Source organism: Streptomyces sp. NPDC048484, assembly GCF_040651415.1.
Taxonomy (GTDB): Bacteria; Actinomycetota; Actinomycetes; order Streptomycetales; family Streptomycetaceae; genus Streptomyces.
On the sequence record NZ_JBEZJY010000004.1, the window covers coordinates 153,026 to 175,002 of the forward strand.

Here is a 21,977-nt window from a genome sequence, read left to right on the forward strand (position 1 = left end):
GTCGCTGGAATCGTGGAGAATCTGATTGCGCTGCTGGTGGCAGCGCCTCTGCTCGGAGCGGCCGTACTGCTGTGCGGCGGCAGGCGGCTCGACGCCGTCGGCCACTGGATCGGCACGGCTCTCGCGTCCGCCTCCTTCGTGATCGGCGCGATCCTCTTCGCCGACATGCTCGGCAAGGACGCGGAGCACCGGGCCCTCGCCCAACATCTGTTCAGCTGGATCCCCGTCGAGGGCTTCCAGGCGGACGTCGCCTTCCAGCTCGACCAGTTGTCGATGACGTTCGTGCTGCTGATCACCGGAGTCGGCTCGCTCATCCACGTGTACTCGATCGGGTACATGGAGCACGATGAGCGCCGCCGCCGCTTCTTCGGCTATCTGAACCTGTTCCTCGCGGCGATGCTGCTGCTCGTCCTCGCCGACAACTACCTGCTGCTGTACGTCGGCTGGGAGGGCGTCGGCCTCGCCTCGTACCTGCTCATCGGCTTCTGGCAGCACAAGCCCAGCGCCGCCACCGCCGCGAAGAAGGCCTTCCTGGTCAACCGCGTCGGCGACATGGGCCTGTCGATCGCCATCATGCTGATGTTCACCACCTTCGGGACCTTCGCCTTCGGGCCGGTCCTGGAGGCCACCGGTGAGACCGGCGAGGGCAAGCTCACCGCCATCGGCCTGATGCTGCTGCTCGCCGCCTGTGGCAAGTCCGCCCAGGTGCCGCTGCAGTCCTGGCTCGGGGACGCGATGGAGGGCCCGACCCCGGTCTCGGCCCTCATCCACGCCGCGACCATGGTGACCGCGGGTGTCTACCTGATCGTCCGCTCCGGGGCGATCTTCAACGCCGCGCCGGACGCCCAACTGGTCACCACCGTCGTCGGAGCGGTCACACTCCTCTTCGGTGCGATCGTCGGTTGCGCCAAGGACGACATCAAGAAGGCGCTCGCCGGTTCGACCATGTCGCAGATCGGCTACATGATCCTCGCGGCGGGCCTCGGCCCGATCGGCTACGTCTTCGCGATCATGCACCTGGTGACCCACGGCTTCTTCAAGGCCGGGCTCTTCCTCGGCGCCGGTTCGGTCATGCACGGCATGAACGACGAGGTCGACATGAGGAAGTACGGCGGCCTGCGCAAGCACATGCCGGTCACCTTCGTGACGTTCGGCCTCGGCTATCTCGCCATCATCGGCTTCCCGGGGCTGTCCGGCTTCTTCTCCAAGGACAAGATCATCGAGGCTGCCTTCGCCAAGGGCGGCACCGAGGGCTGGATCCTCGGCAGCGTGGCTCTGCTGGGCGCGGCCATCACCGCCTTCTACATGACGCGCGTGATGCTGATGACGTTCTTCGGAGAGAAGCGCTGGCAGCCGGACGAGAACGGCCACGAGCCGCACCCGCACGAGTCCCCCAGGTCCATGACGATCCCGATGATCGTGCTGGCCTTCGGATCGGTCTTCGCGGGTGGTTTCTTCGGCATCGGCGACCGCTTCCTGCACTGGCTGGAGCCCGTCACCGAACACGCGCACGGACACCCGCCGATCAGCGCGACGACGGTCACGCTCTCCACCATGGTCGTGCTCGTCATCGGCGTCGGCCTCGCCTACGTCCAGTACGGGCGCCGTCCTGTGCCGGTCGTCGCCCCGCGCGGCTCCCTGCTCACCCGGGCCGCCCGGCGCGACCTGCTCCAGGACGACTTCAACCACGTCGTCCTCGTACGCGGCGGCGAGCACCTCACCCGTTCCCTCGTGTACGTCGACCACACCCTGGTCGACGGGGTCGTCAACGGCACGGCGGCCTCCATGGGCGGTCTCTCCGGACGGCTCCGCAAGCTGCAGAACGGCTACGCGCGCTCGTACGCCGTCTCGATGTTCGGCGGTGCGGCGATCCTCATCGCCGCGACCCTGCTGATGAGGGCGGTCTGATACCGATGTCCTTTCCTCTGCTGACAGCGACGGCGGCGCTCCCGGCGATCGGGGCGATCGCCACGGCCGCCGTGCCGGCCGCCCGCCGCACCGCCGCCAAATGGCTGGCGCTGCTCGTCTCGCTCGCCACCCTGGCCCTCGCCGTCCTCGTCCTGGTCCGCTTCGACCCCGACGGCGACCGTTACCAGCTCACCGAATCGCACGCCTGGATCGCGGACTTCGGGGTGCGGTACGAGCTGGGCGTGGACGGCATCGCGGTGGCGCTGATCGCGCTGACCGCCCTGCTGATGCCGTTCATCATCCTCGCGGGCTGGCACGACGCCGACCCGCTGGAGACACACAGCAGCCGGTGGCGGCCGACGCAGGGCTTCTTCGCCCTGATCCTCGCCGTCGAGGCGATGGTGATCATCTCCTTCGAGGCCACCGACGTCTTCCTCTTCTACATCTTCTTCGAAGCCATGCTCATCCCGATGTACTTCCTCATCGGCGGCTTCGGAGACCGCGCCCACGCGGGCTCGGACGAACACGCGGCGGCGCAACGCTCGTACGCCGCCGTCAAGTTCCTCCTCTACAACCTGGCCGGCGGCCTGATCATGCTGGCCGCCGTGATCGGCCTCTACGTGGTGGCCGGGAACTTCTCGCTCCAGGCGATCGCCGAGGCCCGGGCCAACGGCTCGCTCGACATGGCGACCAACACCGAACGATGGCTGTTCCTCGGCTTCTTCTTCGCCTTCGCGGTGAAGGCGCCCCTGTGGCCGCTCCACACCTGGCTGCCCAACGCCATGGGGGAGTCCACCGCCCCGGTCGCCGTACTGATCACGGCGGTGGTCGACAAGGTCGGCACCTTCGCGATGCTCCGCTTCTGCCTCCAGCTCTTCCCGGAGGCCTCGAAGTGGGCGACGCCGGTCATCCTCGTACTCGCCCTGATCAGCATCATCTACGGGGCGCTGCTCGCGGTCGGCCAGCGTGACATCAAGCGCCTGGTGGCGTACGCGTCGATCTCGCACTTCGGGTTCATCATCATGGGCATCTTCGCGATGACCAGCCAGGGGCAGTCGGGCGCCACGCTCTACATGGTCAACCACGGGATCTCGACCGCCGCACTGATGCTGGTGGCCGGCTTCCTGATCTCGCGGCGCGGCTCACGCCTGATCGCCGACTACGGAGGGGTGCAGAAAGTCGCCCCGGTGCTCGCCGGCACCTTCCTGATCGGCAGCCTCGCGACACTGTCACTACCGGGGCTCGCGCCGTTCGTGAGTGAGTTCCTGGTCCTGGTCGGCACGTTCGCGCGCTACCCGGTGATCGGGATCATCGCCACCTTCGGCATCGTCCTCGCCGCGCTCTACACGCTCGTCCTCTACCAGCGGACGATGACGGGCCCGGTGAAGCCCGAGGTCTCGGCCATGCCCGACCTCAAGGTGCGGGAGCTTCTGGTGGTCACCCCGCTGATCGCCCTGCTGATCTTCCTCGGCGTCTACCCGAAGCCCCTCACCGACATCGTCAACCCGGCGGTCAAACAGACCATGTCGGACGTACACAAGAAAGACCCGAAGCCCGACGTGGAGGCCGCCAAGTGAGCGCAACAGCCGTCCACAGCCTGTGGACAATGTCGGCGACCGCATCTGTCAACGGGCAGATCGACAAGATCCCCGCGCCGAAGATCGAGTACGGGCAGTTGGCGCCCACGCTGATCGTCATCGGAGCGGCGGTCGTCGGGATCCTGGTCGAGGCCTTCGTGCCCCGCAGGTCCCGCTACTACGTGCAGATCTTCGTGTCCGTAGTCGCTCTCGCCGCCGCGTTCGCCGCGGTCGTCGGGCTCGCGGCGAGCGGATACGGCGCCACGAAGGCCGGCATCGCCGCGATGGGCGCCATCGCCGTCGACGGGCCCGCGCTCTTCCTGCAGGGCACGATCCTGCTGACGGGCGTGCTGGGCGTGTTCACGTTCGCCGAGCGGCGCCTCGACCCCGTGGCGCACGGCAACCGCGTCGACTCGTTCGCCGCGCAGGCCGCGTCCGTGCCGGGCAGCGACAGCGAGAAGGCCGCGGTCAAGGCGGGGTTCACCACCACCGAGGTGTTCCCGCTGCTGCTCTTCGCGATCGGCGGCATGCTCGTCTTCCCGGCGGCGAACGACCTGCTGACGCTGTTCATCGCGCTGGAGGTCTTCTCCCTGCCGCTCTACCTGCTGTGCGCCGTGGCCCGCCGCAAGCGGATCATGTCGCAGGAGGCGGCGGTCAAGTACTTCCTGCTCGGCGCCTTCGCCTCCGCGTTCACCCTCTTCGGCATCGCCCTGCTCTACGGCTACGCCGGCTCGGTGTCCTACGCGACCCTCGCGCAGGTCGTCGACGGCACGGTCGAGACGGTGAACCCGGCACTCGCCGGCACCATGGGCAACGACGCGCTGCTGCTCATCGGCGCCGCGATGGTCGTCATGGGCCTGCTGTTCAAGGTCGGCGCGGTGCCGTTCCACATGTGGACCCCGGACGTGTACCAGGGCGCGCCGACTCCGGTGACCGGCTTCATGGCCGCCGCGACCAAGGTGGCCGCCTTCGGCGCGCTGCTGAGGCTCCTGTATGTCGTGCTGCCGGGCCTGCGCTGGGACTGGCGGCCGGTGATGATGGGCGTCGCCGTCGTCACCATGCTGGGCGGCGCGATCGTCGCGATCACCCAGACCGACATCAAGCGGCTTCTCGCGTACTCGTCGATCGCGCACGCGGGATTCATCCTCGCGGGTGTCATCGCGACGACGCCGGACGGTGTCTCGTCGGTGCTCTTCTACCTGGCGGCGTACTCGTTCGTGACGATCGGCGCGTTCGCCGTGGTCACCCTCGTCCGGGACGCGGGCGGCGAGGCCACACATCTGTCCAAGTGGGCCGGCCTCGGCCGCAGGTCACCGCTGGTGGCGGCCGTGTTCGCGGTCTACCTGCTGGCCTTCGCCGGCATCCCGCTGACCTCCGGCTTCGCGGGTAAGTTCGCCGTGTTCAAGGCGGCGGCCGAGGGCGGCGCGGGCGCGCTGGTCGTGGTCGGTGTGATCTCGTCGGCCATCGCGGCGTTCTTCTACATCCGCGTGATCGTGCTGATGTTCTTCAGCGAGCCGCGTCCGGACGGACCGACGGTCGCCGTGCCGTCGCCCCTGACGATGACGGCGATCGCGGTGGGCGTGGCGGTCACACTGGTGCTCGGTGTGGCGCCGCAGTACTTCCTCGATCTGGCAGGACAGGCGGGCGTCTTCGTCCGCTGACAGCGGAGCCGGCGGCCGTACGCGCCCGCCGGCGTCGTGGTCCTCGGGCCCCGGGCCCCGGTTCCGTCGGGAACCGGGGCCCGAGCCGTTCTGCGGGGCGGACGGGCAGGCGTGTTCCGCAGATACTCCGTCGCAGCCTGTGGATAACTCTGAGGCTGTCGGTGCGGACCTCTATCGTGGACGCAGTGGTCGAGGCACGACGTACGGGGGACGGGACGATGGGCGGGACGGGTGTGATGACAGAGGTGGCGGAGAGCGAAGCGCTCGGCACGCTCCACCGGGTCTTCGGTTACGAGACCTTCCGAGGTGAGCAGGAAGCCGTCATCGAGCATGTGGTGAGCGGCGGGGACGCGGTCGTCCTCATGCCGACGGGCGGCGGCAAGTCGCTCTGCTATCAGATCCCGGCCCTGGTCAGGCCGGGTACGGGTGTGGTGGTCTCGCCCCTCATCGCACTGATGCAGGACCAGGTGGACGCGCTGCGGGCGCTCGGCGTGCGCGCCGGGTTCATGAACTCCACGCAGGACTTCGACGAGCGGCGCACGGTCGAGGCCGAGTTCCTCGCGGGCGAACTCGACGTGATCTATCTCGCACCGGAGCGGCTGCGCCTGGAGTCCACCCTCGACCTTCTCAAGCGTGGCAAGATCTCCGTCTTCGCCATCGACGAGGCGCACTGCGTGGCCCAGTGGGGCCACGACTTCCGCCCCGACTACCTGGCGCTCTCGCTGCTGGGCGAGCGCTGGCCGGACGTACCGCGCATCGCGCTGACGGCGACGGCCACGCACGCGACGCACCAGGAGATCACGCAGCGCCTGGGCATGCCGGACGCCCGGCACTTCGAGGCCAGCTTCGACCGGCCCAACATCCAGTACCGGATCGTGCCGAAGGCCGATCCCAAGAAGCAGCTCCTGTCCTTTCTCCAGGAGGAGCACGCGGGCGACGCGGGCATCGTGTACTGCCTCTCGCGCAACTCCGTCGAGAAGACGGCGGAGTTCCTCGCCCGCAACGGCGTCGCGGCGGTGCCGTACCACGCGGGCCTGGACGCGGGCACGCGCGCCGCCCACCAGTCGCGGTTCCTGCGCGAGGACGGCCTGGTGGTGTGCGCGACCATCGCCTTCGGCATGGGCATCGACAAGCCGGACGTCCGGTTCGTCGCCCACCTCGACCTGCCGAAGTCCGTCGAGGGCTACTACCAGGAGACGGGCCGCGCGGGCCGCGACGGACTGCCGTCCACGGCCTGGATGGCCTACGGGCTGAACGACGTCATACAGCAGCGCAAGATGATCCAGTCGAGCGAAGGCGACGAGGCGTTCCGTCGCCGGGCCTCCGCACATCTCGAAGCGATGCTCGCCCTGTGCGAGACGGTCCAGTGCAGGCGCGGCCAGCTGCTTGCCTACTTCGGCCAGGACCCCACGACCGAGGCCTGCGGGAACTGCGACACGTGCCTGGTCCCGCCCGAGACCTGGGACGGCACGGTCGCGGCCCAGAAGGTGCTGTCCACCGTGGTGCGGCTGCAGCGCGAGCGGGGGCAGAAGTTCGGGGCGATCCAGATCGTCGACATCCTGCTCGGCCGCAAGACGGCCAAGGTCATTCAGTTCGACCACGACCAGATGTCCGTGTTCGGCATCGGCGAGGAGCTGGACGAGGGCGCGTGGCGCGGTGTCGTACGGCAGATGCTGGCCCAGGGCCTCCTCGCGGTCGAGGGTGCGTACGGGACGCTGGTACTGACCGAGGCGAGCGGGACGGTCCTGCGGCGCGAGCGGGATGTGCCGCTGCGCAAGGAGCAGCCGAAGCCGGTGACCTCCCGGGGTTCGTCCGCCTCGTCGGGTTCATCGGGTTCCAACCGGGCCGAGCGCAAGGCCAAGGCCGCGGCCGCGGCGGCCGAGATGCCCTCCGAGCTGCTGCCCGCCTTCGAGGCTCTGCGCGCCTGGCGTGCCGGGCAGGCCAAGGAGCAGGGCGTCCCGGCGTACGTCATCTTCCACGACGCCACGCTGCGGGAGATCGCCACGCTGTGGCCCACCACCGTCACGGAGCTGGGCGGCATCAGCGGCATCGGCGAGAAGAAGCTCGGGACGTACGGGGAGGGCGTGGTCGGGGTGCTCGCGTCCCTGGAGCGGCCCGCCGGGGCAGCGGAGACCGCATCGAGCGGTGCCCCGAGTCCGGAGCCGGCGCCGACTTCACAACGGCGAAGCGACGGGGACCCCGGCCTGCACTGGCCGGAAATAGAGGCAGAGCCGGAACCGGAGGACTGGGCCTAGAAGGCCGCACCCCTGAGAAGGCCGCACCCCCTCAGGGGCGCGGGGAACGGCGTGCTCAGCCCCCACACGGCGGTCCCCGACACACGCCCGCAAGCCCCACGAACCCACGGGGCGCGGGGAACTGCGCGACAAGCCCCCACCGGCCCGCAGATCCGAACAACCCCGCGTCAGCGAACACCAACGTTAACGCCGCAGGCGTACGGCTACGCGCCGGGCGCGATGCGGCCGCTCACCTCACCGAGGCCGACACGCGTGCCGTCAGGACCGGGCGCCCACGCGGTCAGCGTCACCGTGTCGCCGTCCTCCAGGAACGTCCGCTTTCCGTCGGGGAGTTCGAGGGTGTCCCGGCCGTTCCAGGTCAGCTCCAGGAGCGAGCCCCGTTCGCCATCCGAGGCCCCGCTCACGGTGCCCGACCCGTACAGGTCGCCCGTGCGCAGCGAGGCTCCGTTCACGGTCAGGTGGGCCAGTTGCTGGGCGGCCGTCCAGTACATCGTGGAGAACGGGGGCTCGGACACCACGTGGCCGTTGATGGCGACGGAGATACGCAAGTCGTAGCCGCCGGGGTCCTGCGAGGCGTCGTCCAGGTAGGGGAGGAGGGGGTGCGTGCGTGCGGGGGGCGCGACCCGGGCGTCCTCCAATGCGTCGAGCGGGGTGATCCAGGCCGACACCGACGTGGCGAAGGACTTGCCGAGGAAGGGGCCGAGGGGCACGTACTCCCAGGCCTGGAGGTCGCGCGCGGACCAGTCGTTGAGGAGGCAGAGCCCGAAGACGTGGTCGCGGAAGTCGTCCAGCGGCACCGGAGTGCCCATCGTGGAGGGCGTGCCGACGACGAAGCCGACCTCCGCCTCGATGTCCAGCCGGACGGACGGGCCGAAGACGGGCGCCGGGTCCGCCGGGGCCTTGCGCTGCCCCGCGGGGCGTACGACGTCGGTCCCGGAGACCACGACGGTGCCCGACCGGCCGTGGTAACCGATGGGCAGGTGCTTCCAGTTGGGGGTGAGGGAGTCCTCGGCGTCGGGGCGGAAGATCCGGCCGACGTTACGGGCGTGGTTCTCGGAGGCGTAGAAGTCGACGTAGTCGGCGACCTCGAAGGGGAGGTGGAGGGTCACCTCGGAGAGCGGGTGGAGCAAGGGGGCGATGCTCTCGCGGTGGGCGGGCACCGTCACCCACGCGGTGAGCGCCCGCCGCACGTCCGACCACGCCGTGCGGCCGGCCGCGAGCAGCGGGTTCAGGGAGGGCCGGGCGAGCAGGGTGGCGTACGGAGAGCCGAGTTCCACCGCGGCGGCCCCCGCGTCGAGGACGTGGTCGCCCAGCCGGACGCCCACGCTCCGGTGGTCGGAGCCGCTCAGGGAGAAAACGCCGTACGGAAGATTGTGCGGGCCGAAGGGATCGCCCTCGGGGACATCGAAGGGGGGCATGGGATGCTGCCTCGCTTTCCGTGTGGGTGCGGCACACGTTACGGGGAGGTGCCGCTCGCGGGCAGTGTCTAAAGAGTTCGCAATGTCCGATTAAGGGTGGGGTCGGAGTGGTTGATTCCGGCTTAGCTTCCTTCAGGGGGCGCGGACGGGGTGGGTCCGGGTCCAGAGATGTGTGGGACACGTGGGGGGACCCGTGGCCGTAAACGCTGCCAGTGTGCCGTTGCACTTGGATCGGGACACACCGGGCCTGATCGTGAAGTTCGGCCACTATCCGCTGCACCACGGCGGGGTCGGCGCGATCCGCAGCCTCGGACGGCTTGGTGTGCCGATGTACGCGATCACCGAGGACAGGTACACGCCCGCTGCGGTCTCACGCCATCTGCAGCGCGCCTTCGTCTGGCCGACCACGGGGACGGAGAAGCCGGAGCGGCTCGTCGAGGGGCTGTTGCGTGTCGGGCACCGGATCGGCCGCCCTGCTGTCCTGATCCCGACCGACGAGGAGGCGGCGGTCCTGATCGCCGAGCACCAGACGGAGCTCGCGGGAGGCTTCCTTTTCCCGAGGGTGGAAGCCGGGCTTCCGCGGCGTCTGGCCAGCAAACAGGGGTTGCACGAACTCTGTGTCGAGCACGGCGTACCCAGCCCGGAGGCCACCTTCCCGGAGTCGTACGAGGAGATCGAGGACTTCGCGGCGAAGGCGAGGTTCCCGCTCGTGGCCAAGAACCGCGAGGCCTTCGTGCGCCGTTCGCGGCCGGCCGTGAACGGGACGACCCGCATAGCCACCCCTGAGTGCCTGTTGGGGCTCGCCCGTGACTGGGGCGAGCATCCCGGTGTGATCCTCCAGGAATATCTGCCCAGGGAGGAGGCGGAGGACTGGATCGTGCACGCCTACTTCGACGCGGACTCGACGCCGCTCGCGATCTTCACCGGCGTCAAGGTCCGCTCCTGGCCCCCACACGCGGGGATGACGGCGAACGCGTACGTCGTCGACAATCCGGAACTGGCGGACCTCGCCGCGCGTTTCATCAAACAGATCGGCTTCAGCGGCGTCATCGACCTCGACCTGCGCTTCGACCGCCGCGACGGCCAGTACAAACTGCTCGACTTCAATCCGCGGATGGGCGCTCAGTTCAGGCTCTTCGAGAACGAGTCGGGGATCGATGTCATCCGCGCCCTGCATCTGAACCTGACCGGCCGCCCCGTTCCGGAGGGGGAACAGCTCGCCGGCCGGCGCTACATCGTGGAGAACATCGACCTGCCGGCGCTGCTCGCGTACCGCCGCAGCGGCTACACGACACCGCACGCCCCTGCCCACCCGAGCGGTACGGAGCTGGCGTGGCTGGCGGCGGACGACCTGCGGCCGTTCTTCACGATGCTCGCGCGCTTCGTACGGCCCGGCGCGAAGCATCTGTACCACCTGTGGCAGGCGGGCCGCCGCGAAGCCCGGGCGGCGCCGGGCCACCGGTGACCCGTGGCAGTCACAGCAGGTCCGCAGCAGTGGCAAGGCGCATGTGTGTGACCACGAGACAGCGCAGTGGCGTTCCGTGGCGTCCTGGGGAGGGGACTTCGTGATGGATCCGGTGGCAGTGATCGGTGCCGGGCCTTTCGGCCTGTCCACCGCCGCACATCTGAGAGCGTGCGGCATTCCGGTACGGGTGTTCGGCGAACCCATGGTGAGCTGGCGGACGAACATGCCCGAGGGGATGCTTCTCAAGTCGACCCCGGCCGCCTCGAACATCGACGCCCCGCAGCACGGGCACAACCTCGTCGACTACTGCGACGCGGCCGGTGTCCCCCGCCTCGTCACGGACGAGGACATCATCCCGGTCGAGACGTTCGTCGCGTACGGGGAATGGTTCCGGCAGCAGCTCGTTCCGGAGCTGGAGCGGGTGCGTGTCGTCTCGGTCGACCGTCGTGCCGACCGCCGGGACGGGCGCCGAGAAGGCCATCGCGGAGGCCGGCCCGGCGTTGGACACGGCCCCGCGGGCTTCGAACTCAAGCTGGACTCGGGGGAGATGTTCACCGCGCGGGCGGTCGTCATCGCGACCGGCCTGTCAGGCCTGGCGCACCTGCCCCTCGAACTCGCCGCGGCCGTGCCCGACGGGCCGTCGCCCACGGGCCCCGTCTCGCACAGCTCGCAACTGCACGACCTGTCCCGGTTCTCCGGCCGGGAACTGATCGTCGTCGGCGCGGGCCAGTCCGCCCTGGAGACGGCGGCGCTCGCCGCGGAAGCAGGCGCACAGGTGCGCGTGGTGGCGCGCGGTCAGGGGTCTGTCGCCTTCGGCGCGCCCCCATGGCAGCAGCCGCGCCTGCGACCCGAGTCGCCGTTCGGGCGAGCCTGGTCGTTGTGGGCCCTCACGTACTACCCCCACCCGTACCGCTATCTGCCGCCGGGAGCCCGGCACCTCCTCGTCCGTCGGGTCCTGGGCCCCCTCGGTGCCTGGTGGTTGCGCGAGCGGTTCGAGGGGAAAGTGCGGGTGAGCGAGGTGGCGCGAATCGATCGCGCCACCGGGGCGACGGACGGGCGCCCGACGCTCACGGTCCAGAGCCTCGGCGGCCGCGTCCGGGAACTCACCGCGGACCACGTCATCGCCGCCACCGGCTATCGCGTGGACCTCGCCGCGATGGACTTCCTCGGACACGAACTGCGGACGAGGCTGGCCGTGAGCCGCGGGACACCGAGGCTGGGCGCCGGATTCAACTCCTCCGTGCCCGGGCTGTACTTCACGGGACTGCCGGCGGCCGCGTCGTACGGCCCGGTGATGCGGTTCGTGTGCGGGACCGAGTTCGCCTCGCCGCGGCTGGTCCGGCATCTGGCGAGACGGCACGGCTGAACTCGGCGGACGGCTGCGGAAGGTGAGGACGGCTGCGGGAGGGAGGACGGAGAAGGGGCGTGAACCGGGTCGGCAGGGTGGCCGATATGTCATGGGATCGGCCCGAACTACCGTGACCGGACAGGCCGTACGGTGACGCGTGAGATGGGCGAGGTGCCGTACGACGTCCTGTTCGCGTCGAGTCGCTGGGGCATTCGATCCGTATTCTCTGATCATGGCCGCACCGATTGCATATTCACTCATCGCCACTGACCTGGACGGGACGCTGCTGCGCGGCGACGACACCCTCTCGGACCGGTCACGCGCCGCGCTGGGGATGGCGGTCGGGAGAGGCGCCCGGCACCTCGTGGTGACGGGGCGCCCCGCTCCGCGCGTGCGTCCGCTCCTGGACGAACTGGGCAGCCAGGGGCTCGCGGTGTGCGGACAGGGCGCCCAGTTGTACGACGCCGGCGCAGACCGCATGGTGTGGTCCATCACCCTCGAACGGGAGCTGGCCGAGGTGGCTCTCGGCAAGATCGAGGCGGAGGTCGGCGAGGTGTACGCAGCCGTCGACCAGGACGGGGTCGACGGCCTCACACTCATCGAGCCGGGCTACGAGATGCCGCACCCGACGCTTCCGGCGGTACGGGTGCTGCGCCGCGACGACCTCTGGACGGAGCCCATCAGCAAGGTGCTGCTGCGTCATCCCCTGCTCTCCGACGACGAGTTGGCGTCCGCCGCGCGTGGAGCGGTCGGTTCCCTCGCCAACGTCACGATGTCCGGCCCCGGTACCGTCGAACTTCAGCCATGCGGCATCACGAAGGCGACCGGTCTGGCGCTTGCCGCCAGACATCTGGGCCTGACAGCGGCACAGACCGTCGCCTTCGGGGACATGCCCAACGACATCCCCATGTTCGACTGGGCGGCGCGCGGGGTCGCGATGGCCAACGCGCATCCCGAACTCAAGTCCGTCGCCGACGAGATCACTTCCTCGAACGAGGACGACGGCATCGCGGTGGTCCTGGAGCGGATGTTCTCCGTCGGCCGGGCCGACCGGCCGACGGGCCCCCGTACCGGCGGGCAAGCCGCTGGAGGGGCCGGTCGGCAATCCGGTCGGGTGGCCGGTCAGGGCGTCGGTCGGAGCACCGGTTCGGGCGCCGGTCAGTAGGCCCCGAAGACGTTGTCGATCGAGCCGTACCTCGCGGCGGCGTAGTTGCACGCCGCCGTGATGTTGGCGACCGGGTCGAAGGGGTCCAGCGACGTGCCGGTCACGTGGTACGCCGTGAAGGTCGGGTCGATGACCTGGAGGAGCCCCTTGGACGGCGTACCGGCGACCGCGTTGGAGTCCCAGTTGTTCATGGCCTGCGGGTTGCCCGACGACTCGCGGATGATGTTGCGCTGGATTCCGTCGTAGGTGCCCGGGATTCCCTGCTGGGCCATGATGTCGAGCGACTCCCTGATCCAGCCGTCGAGGTCGTCCGTGTAGGTCTTCGCGGAGGCCGGGGTGGCGGCGGACGCCGTGGTCGCCTTGGCCGTCTTCCCCGAGGTCTTGGCGTTCTTGGTGCCCACGGTCAGCTTGAGGCCCGGGCGGATGGCCGCCGGGTCGTCACCGATGACCGCGCGGTTGGCCTTGTACAGCTTCTTCCAGTCGCCCGTGGTGTGCGCCTTGGCGATCTTGGCGAGGGTGTCGCCCTCGACCACCTTGTACGTGACCAGCGAGACCTGCGGGACCGCGGCCGAGGCGGCCTGGGCCGGCTGTGCGGCGTGGGCGCCGGTGGCCCCCACGATGGGGAGCGCGAGCGCGGCACCCCCCGTTCCCGCGGCGACGATGCCACGGGTGAGGGTGCTCTTACCGGGGCGGCGGTGCTTACCGCGTGCGGACATGACGAATTCCTCTCCGGCGCCTGCGAGGTGAGCTGTCGGGTTCGGGCGGGAGATGCCCGGCCGCGTGCTGTACGCGATTACACCCCTAGCCGTTCCGATATCCGGACCGGCGGCTTACCTGGGTCCCCCGCTCCTGCCGTACGCGAGTGAATGGGTGGCTGGGTTTTCCGGTCGGCGGCAGGATTAGGCGATCCGTCCGGAGTGACGTGAACGTATGCGAGAGCACATGCCGATAACAAGCCCCGAATTCACACGGCGATGGTCATGACCTGCGTTGTCTGACGAATATCCCTTGATCCATACGGAAGGCAAAGTTCAACTTGCTTTCCGTGAACGGAAATCGACGGGCACTATGAAACGATCACTTCGGACAGGCGTGACCCAATTCACTGACGCAGATGGTTAATTAAGGAAACCGATAAGCAATTCGGGCAAGTCGCGCCTTTGGGGGGTTCTGGTGCCTTATGGTGCGCGAGAGGCGCGGAATGCCCGAAAGGAGGGGGATTTGCCCGGTGCTCTGGATGTCGGATGGCGAGGTTTCGCGGCCGCAGGGTGGTGAGCCCGTGAGAGCTCGTGAGAGGGGGCGGGGCTCGTCGTCGACCCGGTGAGCGGGTATCGAGCTGGCGCGTCAATTCATCGGCATCCGCACGAAAACAGCCAGGCATTGTTCTGCGGAGGTGCATCAGAAAAGCGCGGCCCGGGCCGAGTTCGTATCGAAAAGCGCATCCTTCGTAGGGCCCGATTCTCACGGAGTCGCGCGGTCGCGACCGTGACGGCCTGTCAGGTCCAGGACGCCTCGGGTGGCGAGGGATGGTGACGAGGGGTGAGGAGTCGTCGGGGTCCCGTCGCGGAGGCGGGAGTGGAGCCGGTACGGGTTCGTTCGTGAGGGGGCGTCACATGCGCGTGGAGCGCGCGTGGGGCTTCGGGTGTCACGCACACGCGCGTAGAGAGACGCGTAGAGCATTGGTTCCGTCTGTGAGGGGAACGCGGATGTTCACTCGTGGATCGTCTCGTGGGGGGAGGGTGTGCGGATGCGTGCGGATGTCACCTCGGTGGCTTCACGGTGGCCGACAGGCCGGAGGTCTCCGGAGGATGTCGCCGAGCCCCGGCAGGAAGTGGGACAGGATTCAACACTTCCTGAAAAGGGTGACTCTTTCATGATGTATCAGCTGTATCGGTCGCATCAGTCATATCAGCAGATCAAGAGCATGCCGCCTGTGATCCAATACGGCCCGGCCTGGCCGACGGGGCAAAAGGGGCCAGGTGGAGCGTGTCCGGCAGGGTGGCGGCGGGTGACGGGCGGGCGCTCATCGTGATCGAAAGACGACCGGATACGCTGACTTGAGTGCCGGCAGCGACACATCGACAAACACCCACAGCACGCAGCACACCCAGAGCATCCAGAGACCGCCGTTGAGAGCGTCAGCAGACAGGAGACCCTCGTGACCGTCGTCGGGCCGTTCGGGCTGAGCGTGCGGGACCAGGCTCTCGAAGCCGATGTCCAGGCCGGACTGGCAGCTGTCGAGGAGGGACTGCTCGAGGCCACCAAGAGCGAGGTCCCGTTCATCACGGAGGCCGCACAGCACCTCGTGCGTGCGGGCGGCAAGCGGTTCCGGCCGCTGCTCGTGACGCTCGCCGCCCAGTTCGGCGACCCGTACGCGCCGGGCATCGTGCCTTCGGCGGTCGTCGTCGAGCTGACCCACCTCGCCACGCTGTACCACGACGACGTGATGGACGAGGCGGACGTGCGCCGCGGGGTGCCCAGCGCCAACAGCCGCTGGGGCAACTCGGTCGCGGTCCTCACCGGCGACTTCCTCTTCGCCCGTGCCTCGCACATACTGGCCGATCTGGGCCCCGAGGCCGTACGCATCCAGGCGGAGGCCTTCGAGAGGCTCGTCACCGGCCAGATCCTCGAAACGGCCGGACCGCGTGACGGTCGTGACCCGGTCGACCACTACATGGACGTGCTGGGCGGCAAGACCGGCTCACTGATCGCCGTGGCCGGACGATTCGGCGCGATGATGTCGGGCGCCGACGAGACAGTCGTCGACGTGCTGACGCAGTACGGAGAGCGGCTCGGGGTCGCCTTCCAGCTCGCCGACGACGTGCTGGACATCGCGAGCGACTCGCGCGAGTCCGGCAAGACGCCGGGCACCGATCTGCGCGAGGGCATTCCGACGATGCCGGTGCTGCGACTGCACGAGCGCGTGAAGCGGCTGGGACTCGCCGAGGACATCGCCCTGTCCGAACTGCTCGCGTCGGACCTGACGGACGACGCCCGGCATGCGGAGGCGCTGGCAAGGCTGCGCGTCCACCCCGCGCTGGAGCAGGCCCGCCGCGACACCGTGCGGTATGCGGAGGACGCCCGCGCCACGTTGGCACCGCTCCCGGAGTGTGACGCGAAGGCGGCTCTGGTGGAGCTGTGTGACGCGGTGGTACACCGGGCGGGCTGACCTGCACGTCTTTCCCCTTCTCCAGGATCTCCCCTTTTGTGTGACGCAGGTCACATGCTTGGAATGAGTCCAGTCTGAGATTCGTTCCGTAATCCAGTGCAGAAGCTGACGCAGGGGGCGTCGGCGGAACTACGGGGAGAAAAAGAATCATGGGGACGATCGTTACGTTCGCACAGCGTCGCAAGAGCCTCGTCATGTCCGGTGTCGCGGTGGCCGCCGCGGCCGGTGTCGCCGCCGCCGTCATCCCGGCGGTCGCTCACAGCGGGAGCGCCGACAGGAGTTCCAGCTCCAGTACGAGCACGGGTCACGCGGGGCACGGTGACCGGTCCATCGAGGTACAGAGCGGCGCTCTCGCCGGCGGCAAGGGCGGCACCATCCTCGCCGCCAGCCTGAACGGCGCGAACGAGGTACCGGTCCAGGGCGGCCCCGCGGTCGGCGACAAGGACGGCGCGGCGCTCGAGTTCGTCAAGGTCAAGGGCGACAAGGTGTCCGTCGCCGTCAAGTGGCGGGGCACCGGCAAGCCGATCATGCTCCACATCCATCAGGGCGCCAAGGCGGTCAACGGCGGCGTCAAGGTCGACTTCACCAAGCTGCTCGACAACGCGGAGGGGCGCACGGTCACCGGCACGGTCAAGGTCAAGGACGCCGCCCTGCTCGGCAAGCTGAAGGCCGATCCGGGCAGCTTCTACGCCAACCTGCACACCGCCGAGTTCCCGGGCGGGGCCGTCCGCGGCCAGCTGCACAAGGTCACCACGGGCTTCGGCTTCCGGCACGCGCTGAACAACTTCCAGGCCTCCGTCATCAAGGGCAAGCAGATCTACGAGTGCAAGAAGTCGGCCGACGGCACCACGGCCTTCGCGCAGCGTGATGTGCGCGCCCTGCTCGGCGGCCCCATCGCTCACTCGTTCGTGAAGCCCAACTCGGGGACTCCGCAGTGGATCGCGGTCGATCGCAGCGCGGTCACCGGATCGCTGATCTCCAAGACCCCGAACGGCGACAAGAACATTCCCGAACTGGACCTCAGGGCCACGCAGTCCGGCAAGCACCGGGGTCTGCTCGCGGGTACCGCGGAGATTCTGCGGCTGAACACCGTGGGCGGGGTGGCTCCGGCCGGCTCCTGCAAGGTGGGCAAGATCGTAGGAGTGCCGTACGGGGCGGACTACGTCTTCGTGAACCGGTAGGCCCGGTTCCCTGACGGCACACCGGTCACGGGTGGGCCTCGGGCTCCCGGACCGATCGGTGGGCCTCGGGCCCTCTGAGAGGGTTGCATCTCGCTTCGCCGGGTTACCGGGTTACACGGACGGCGTTTCCCCCGCACGACCCCTACGGGTCGGGGGAGGCGCCGTCCACCCGTGTCATACCGCAGGTGTACGCGGAGTTGGCTCCGAGGTCTGACGCTTAACGACGGCCGATTTGGTCAAATGGGAAACACCACTTCACAGGAGTTCGGGTGACAATGGCGGCCAGGGGTGGACGAGTGCGTGGACGGTAAGCCGCCGCCGACGACGGAGGTAGGGCACATGGCACCGTACGAATCCGACGACAGTACGACCGGGGACGAGGCCGACGACATGCGCGTCGGCCGGCGCAAAGCCGCGCGGTACGTCGTTCCCGTTGCGGTGGTGGGGGTGGCGGCGGTGACCATCGGGCTGGTCCCGGCGTTCGCGGGTTCCGGTGATCCCGACCTGCCGGATGTCAGCGCCCAGCAGCTCATCGAGAAGATCGCCGCTTCGGACGTACAGCAGTTGTCCGGCACGGTGAAGATCAGTACGGACCTGGGCCTGCCGGACCTCGGCGGCCTGGAGAGCAGCCTGGGCGGCGCGACGGGCGGCGGGCGCGACGGCTCGGGCTCGTCCGCGGACCCGTCGTCCAAACTGATGGAACTGGCGTCCGGTACGCACACGCTGCGGGTCGCGGCCGACGGCGAGGACAAGCAGAAGCTGTCGCTCCTCGACAAGGCCGCCGAGTACAGCGTGATCCACAACGGCGGCGACGTGTGGGCGTACGACAGCGCGTCGAACGAGGCGTACCACATGAAGGACGCCCCCTCCGGTTCCGCCGGGAAGGGGACGAAGGGCAGGTCCGAGGACGTGCCGGCCACGCCCAAGGAGCTGGCCGACGAGGCGCTGAAGGCGGCCGACGACACGACGTCCGTGACCGTCGACGGTACGGCGCAGGTCGCCGGCCGGGACGCCTACAAGCTGCTGATCAAGCCGAAGCAGTCCGGGTCGACGGTCGGCGCGATCTCCATCGCCGTGGACGCGAAGACCGGTCTGCCGCTGAAGTTCACGCTCACCCCGGCGAGCGGTGGCGCGGCCGTCATCGACGCGGGCTTCACCGAGGTCGACTTCTCCAAGCCGTCCGCGTCCACCTTCGACTTCAGCCCGCCGAAGGGCGCGAAGGTCACCGAGGGCGACGAGCTGAAGTCCGAGGGCCGGGCGGGCAAGGGGCACAAGGCGCATCCCGAGGGCAGCGAGGACCTGGGCAAGGGGTTCGAGGGCCTGAACGTCATCGGTGAGGGCTGGAGCTCCATAGCCCGGTTCGACACCGGAGGCGGCAAGGGCATGCCGTCGGAGAACTCCGGCGCGGGCGACGCGGGCCGTTTCCTGGACTCGCTGGGCGACCACGTGAGCGGCAAGTTCGGCTCGGGCACGGTCTTCTCGACCCGCCTGGTCAACGCGCTGATCACGGACGACGGCAAGGTCTATGCGGGCGCGGTCACCAAGGACGCGCTGGTGAAGGCGGCCAACGCGGCGAAGTAGGTCCTGCCGATCCCCTGGAAACAGCGTTCAGCAGCGTTCGGGCAGGGGCCAGGAAGGGGCCGAGCAGCGGTCCTCGACGGCACGGCGGATTGAGGGAGTCGATGGCGGAACTGTCCACCGCGGACGGCGACATGGCGGATGCGGGCGACACGGGTGGCAAGGGGGACACGGGCGATACGAGCGACACCGTGATCGCCACCCGCGCGCTCACCAAGCGCTACCGCGGCGGACAGCTCGCCGTCGACGGCCTCGACCTGGCCGTCCCGGCAGGCAGCGTCTTCGGCTTCCTCGGGCCGAACGGCTCCGGGAAGACGACCACCATCAGAATGCTCATGGGTTTGATCGAGCCGACCTCGGGGACGGCACGCGTACTGGGCAGGCCCATGCCACGCGCCACCCGAACCGTGTTGCCGCACGTGGGCGCGCTCATCGAGGGACCGGCTCTCTACGGCTTCCTCTCCGGCCGCGACAACCTTCTGCGGTACGACTCCGCAGACCCGGCCGCCGACCCGCGCACCCGGCGTACGCGCGTGGCGACCGCACTCGACCGGGTCGGGCTGACGGCCGCCGCGGGCAAGAAGGCGAAGGCCTACTCGCTGGGGATGAAACAGCGGCTCGGGCTCGCGGCCGCGCTGCTCCAGCCCCGGAAACTGCTCGTGCTGGACGAGCCGACCAACGGGCTCGACCCGCAGGGGATGCGGGAGATCCGCGCACTGATCCGTGAGCTGGCGTCGGACGGCACGACCGTGTTCCTCTCCTCGCATCTGCTCGACGAGATCGAGCAGGTCTGCTCGCACGCCGCGGTGATGGCCCAGGGCCGGCTGATCACCCAGGGCCCGGTGTCCGAGCTCGCGGCGGGCGCGCGTGGCCGGCTCGTCGTGACCACGCCCGATCCGGGCGACGCGGCCCGGGTGCTGAAGGAACAGGGCGTGAGTGATGTCGTGGTCGCCGGGGACCGGGTGAGCGCCGATCCACCGGAGCGCGATCTCGCCGAGGTGAACGCGGCCTTGGTGACGGCGGGTGTCCGAGTCCGCGGCTTCGGGGTCGAGAGGGCCTCGCTCGAAGACGCGTTCGTGGCGCTCACAGGGGAGGGATTCGATGTCGCGGGCTGAGGCCGCCGAGTCGCCGACTGCGGAGACGGTCGCGGAGAAGGCCGCGGAGAAGGCCGTGGAGAAGACTGCTGGGAAGGCCGCCGCGGGACGGGCGCCGAGCCCGCTGTGGACTCTCGGCCTGCTGCGCAACGAGCTGAGCACCACGCTCCGCCGCTGGCGGACCATCGCGCTGCTCGGGGTGCTCGCCGCCGTGCCGGTGCTGGTCGGCATCGCGATCAAGGTCGAGACGAGCGACGGGTCGTCCGCCGGAGGCGGCGGGGGCGAGGGGCCGGCGTTCATCGCGCAGATCACCAACAACGGACTGTTCCTGGTGTTCACCGCGCTGGCCGCCACGCTGCCGTTCTTCCTGCCGATGGCGGTCGGCGTCGTCGCGGGCGACGCGATAGCGGGCGAGGCCAACGCGGGGACACTGCGCTATCTGCTGGTCGCCCCGGCTGGGCGTACGCGTCTGCTGGTCACCAAGTACGCGACCACGCTGGCCTTCTGCGTCATCGCGACACTCGTCGTGGCGACCTCGGCACTCATCGTGGGCGCGCTCCTGTTCCCGCTGGGCGAGGTGACGACGATCTCCGGCACGCGCATCAGCTTCGGCGAGGGGCTGGCCCGGGCGCTGCTGATCGCGCTGATCGTCGCCGCGTCACTGATCGGGGTCGCGGCGCTGGGCCTGTTCGTCTCGACCCTGACGAACAGCGGGATCGCGGCGATGGCGACGACCGTCGGCCTGCTCATCACCGTGCAGATCCTCGACCAGATACCCCAGCTCCACGCGCTGCAGCCGTACTTCTTCTCGCACTACTGGCTGTCCTTCGCCGACCTCATGCGCGATCCCGTCTACTGGGACGACCTGATCCGCAACCTCGAACTCCAGGCGTTGTACGCGGCGGTGTTCGGCACGGCGGCCTGGGCGCGGTTCACGACGAAGGACATCACCGCGTAGGGCGACGGAAGCCGGTCAGTACGTCTCCGGGCTCGCTGCCGCTGCCGCTGTCGCTGCGGAGGAGGAGCGACTGCATGCGTATGCGGTATGTGCGCACGCATGCAGTCGTCGGCTACCCCGCGAGCGGGCCGGTCTCTGGACCCGGCCCGCTCTCTGGACCCGGCCCGGTCCCTGGATCAGGTCTACTTCGACAGCTCCCACACCGCGTACGCGAGCGCGTCACTGTTGCGGTTGAGGGCGGTGTCGTTGATGTTGGTCGTCGTGTCGCACGAGGAGTGGTAGCAGCGGTCGAACGCCACGCCCGCCGTGCCGCCCCACTTGGCGGCCTGGGCCGTGGACTTGGTGGTTTCGGCGCCGGTGAAGAGGCCGCCGACGGGGATGCCCGCATTCTTGAAGTAGGCGTGGTCCGAGCGGCCGTCGCCCTCGGTCTCGATCTCGGTCGCGACGCCGAGACCGGTGAAGTAGTTCTTGAAGGTCTTCTCGATGGTCGGGTCGTCGTCGTAGACGAAGTAGCCCGGGTTCGGTGACCCGATCATGTCGAAGTTCAGATAGCCGCTGATCTTCGCGCGGTTGGCGGTGGAGAGGCTGTTGACGTAGTAGCGCGAGCCGACCATGCCCAGCTCCTCCGCTCCCCACCAGGCGAACCGAAGGTGCTTCGTGGGCTGGTACTGCGTCCGGGACACGGCGAGCGCGGCCTCCAGGACGGCCGCCGAACCCGACCCGTTGTCGTTGATGCCGGCCCCCGCCGTGACGCTGTCGAGGTGGGAGCCCGCCATGACGACCTGGTTGGCGTCGCCGCCGGGCCAGTCGGCGATCAGGTTGTAGCCGACCCGGCTGGAGGAGGTGAACTGCTGGATGGTGGTGGTGAAGCCGGCCGCGTCCAGCTTGGCCTTCACGTAGTCGAGGGAGGCCTTGTAGCCGGTGCGGCCGTGGGCGCGGTTGCCGCCGTTGGCGGTGGCTATGGACTGCAGCTGTGCGAGGTGGGCCTTGACGTTGGCCACGGGTATGTCCGGTGCGGCGGCCACGCGTGCGGGCGCGGCGTCGGCTATCGCGCTCGTGGTGAGCAACGCGGCGAACGCCAGCGCGGCGGCACCCGTGGCGCGTCCGGGAATGGAGAGCTTCATGTGGGGGGCTCCGAATTCCTTTGGATTCCTTGGAATCCCTGCGGAAATGAGTGCCTGATGGTGAAGCTGAGGCTGA

Annotated in this window: 14 protein-coding genes, 1 pseudogene and 1 riboswitch; of the genes and pseudogenes, 12 read left to right on the top strand and 3 right to left on the bottom strand. The window is 69.1% G+C overall.

The annotated features are described in order from the left end of the window. Nucleotides 1-12 precede the first annotated feature (12 nt). From nuoL to recQ, 4 genes are all read left to right on the top strand, one after another. Nucleotides 13-1,908, top strand: coding sequence for an NADH-quinone oxidoreductase subunit L (gene nuoL, locus AB0D14_RS05450; protein ID WP_362775063.1), 1,896 nt, complete (start codon nt 13-15; stop codon nt 1,906-1,908). 5 nt (nt 1,909-1,913) lie between these two features. Next, nucleotides 1,914-3,485, top strand: a complete 1,572-nt coding sequence (locus tag AB0D14_RS05455; RefSeq protein WP_362775066.1) for an NADH-quinone oxidoreductase subunit M — start codon at nt 1,914-1,916, stop codon at nt 3,483-3,485. Continuing rightward, nucleotides 3,482-5,146, top strand: coding sequence for an NADH-quinone oxidoreductase subunit NuoN (nuoN, locus tag AB0D14_RS05460; RefSeq protein ID WP_362775069.1), 1,665 nt, complete (start codon nt 3,482-3,484; stop codon nt 5,144-5,146). The genes AB0D14_RS05455 and nuoN overlap by 4 nt, the downstream gene beginning before the upstream one ends. Nucleotides 5,147-5,364: 218 nt before the next feature. Next, the gene (recQ, locus tag AB0D14_RS05465) at nt 5,365-7,401 is read left to right on the top strand and encodes a DNA helicase RecQ (RefSeq protein ID WP_362775359.1); all 2,037 of its coding nucleotides are present in this window, start codon (nt 5,365-5,367) and stop codon (nt 7,399-7,401) included. 203 nt (nt 7,402-7,604) lie between these two features. On the opposite strand, the gene fahA is transcribed toward recQ, so the two are convergent. Continuing rightward, entirely contained in the window at nt 7,605-8,819 is a 1,215-nt protein-coding gene (gene fahA, locus AB0D14_RS05470) for a fumarylacetoacetase (RefSeq protein WP_362775071.1), read from the bottom strand. A 214-nt stretch (nt 8,820-9,033) separates the two neighbouring features. Here fahA and AB0D14_RS05475 point away from each other — a divergent pair, with 214 nt between their 5' ends. From AB0D14_RS05475 to AB0D14_RS05485, 3 genes and pseudogenes are all read left to right on the top strand, one after another. Continuing rightward, entirely contained in the window at nt 9,034-10,284 is a 1,251-nt protein-coding gene (locus AB0D14_RS05475) for an ATP-grasp domain-containing protein (protein WP_362775074.1), read from the top strand. A 100-nt stretch (nt 10,285-10,384) separates the two neighbouring features. Further along, nucleotides 10,385-11,650: an FAD-dependent oxidoreductase gene (locus AB0D14_RS05480; protein ID WP_362775075.1), complete on the top strand. Its 1,266-nt coding sequence runs from the start codon at nt 10,385-10,387 to the stop codon at nt 11,648-11,650. Nucleotides 11,651-11,864: 214 nt separating this feature from the next. Continuing rightward, a pseudogene (locus tag AB0D14_RS05485) lies at nt 11,865-12,665 on the top strand (HAD family hydrolase); the annotation flags it as partial. Nucleotides 12,666-12,790: 125 nt separating this feature from the next. On the opposite strand, the gene AB0D14_RS05490 reads toward AB0D14_RS05485, so the two are convergent. Then, the gene (locus tag AB0D14_RS05490) at nt 12,791-13,513 is read right to left on the bottom strand and encodes a LysM peptidoglycan-binding domain-containing protein (RefSeq protein ID WP_362775078.1); all 723 of its coding nucleotides are present in this window, start codon (nt 13,511-13,513) and stop codon (nt 12,791-12,793) included. Nucleotides 13,514-13,517: 4 nt separating this feature from the next. Further along, a riboswitch (cyclic di-AMP (ydaO/yuaA leader) is annotated at nt 13,518-13,680 on the bottom strand. A gap of 1,275 nt (nt 13,681-14,955) precedes the next feature. Here AB0D14_RS05490 and AB0D14_RS05495 point away from each other — a divergent pair. The 5 genes from AB0D14_RS05495 (at nt 14,956) to AB0D14_RS05515 (ending at nt 20,777) form a co-directional block, all read left to right on the top strand. Next, nucleotides 14,956-15,966 (top strand): polyprenyl synthetase family protein, encoded by a 1,011-nt coding sequence (locus AB0D14_RS05495; RefSeq protein ID WP_362775080.1) that lies wholly within the window; start codon nt 14,956-14,958, stop codon nt 15,964-15,966. Nucleotides 15,967-16,115: 149 nt separating this feature from the next. After that, nucleotides 16,116-17,147, top strand: coding sequence for a CHRD domain-containing protein (locus AB0D14_RS05500; protein ID WP_362775083.1), 1,032 nt, complete (start codon nt 16,116-16,118; stop codon nt 17,145-17,147). Between the two features lie 339 nt (nt 17,148-17,486). Continuing rightward, nucleotides 17,487-18,728: a DUF2092 domain-containing protein gene (locus AB0D14_RS05505; protein ID WP_362775085.1), complete on the top strand. Its 1,242-nt coding sequence runs from the start codon at nt 17,487-17,489 to the stop codon at nt 18,726-18,728. 131 nt (nt 18,729-18,859) lie between these two features. Further along, entirely contained in the window at nt 18,860-19,840 is a 981-nt protein-coding gene (locus AB0D14_RS05510) for an ABC transporter ATP-binding protein (RefSeq protein WP_362775361.1), read from the top strand. Next, complete coding sequence (locus AB0D14_RS05515) at nt 19,827-20,777, top strand: ABC transporter permease (RefSeq protein ID WP_362775087.1); 951 nt, start codon at nt 19,827-19,829, stop codon at nt 20,775-20,777. The genes AB0D14_RS05510 and AB0D14_RS05515 overlap by 14 nt, the downstream gene beginning before the upstream one ends. A 182-nt stretch (nt 20,778-20,959) precedes the next feature. Here AB0D14_RS05515 and AB0D14_RS05520 read toward each other — a convergent pair whose 3' ends face one another. Beyond that, nucleotides 20,960-21,901, bottom strand: coding sequence for a M28 family metallopeptidase (locus AB0D14_RS05520; RefSeq protein ID WP_362775090.1), 942 nt, complete (start codon nt 21,899-21,901; stop codon nt 20,960-20,962). Between the last annotated feature and the right edge of the window lie 76 nt (nt 21,902-21,977).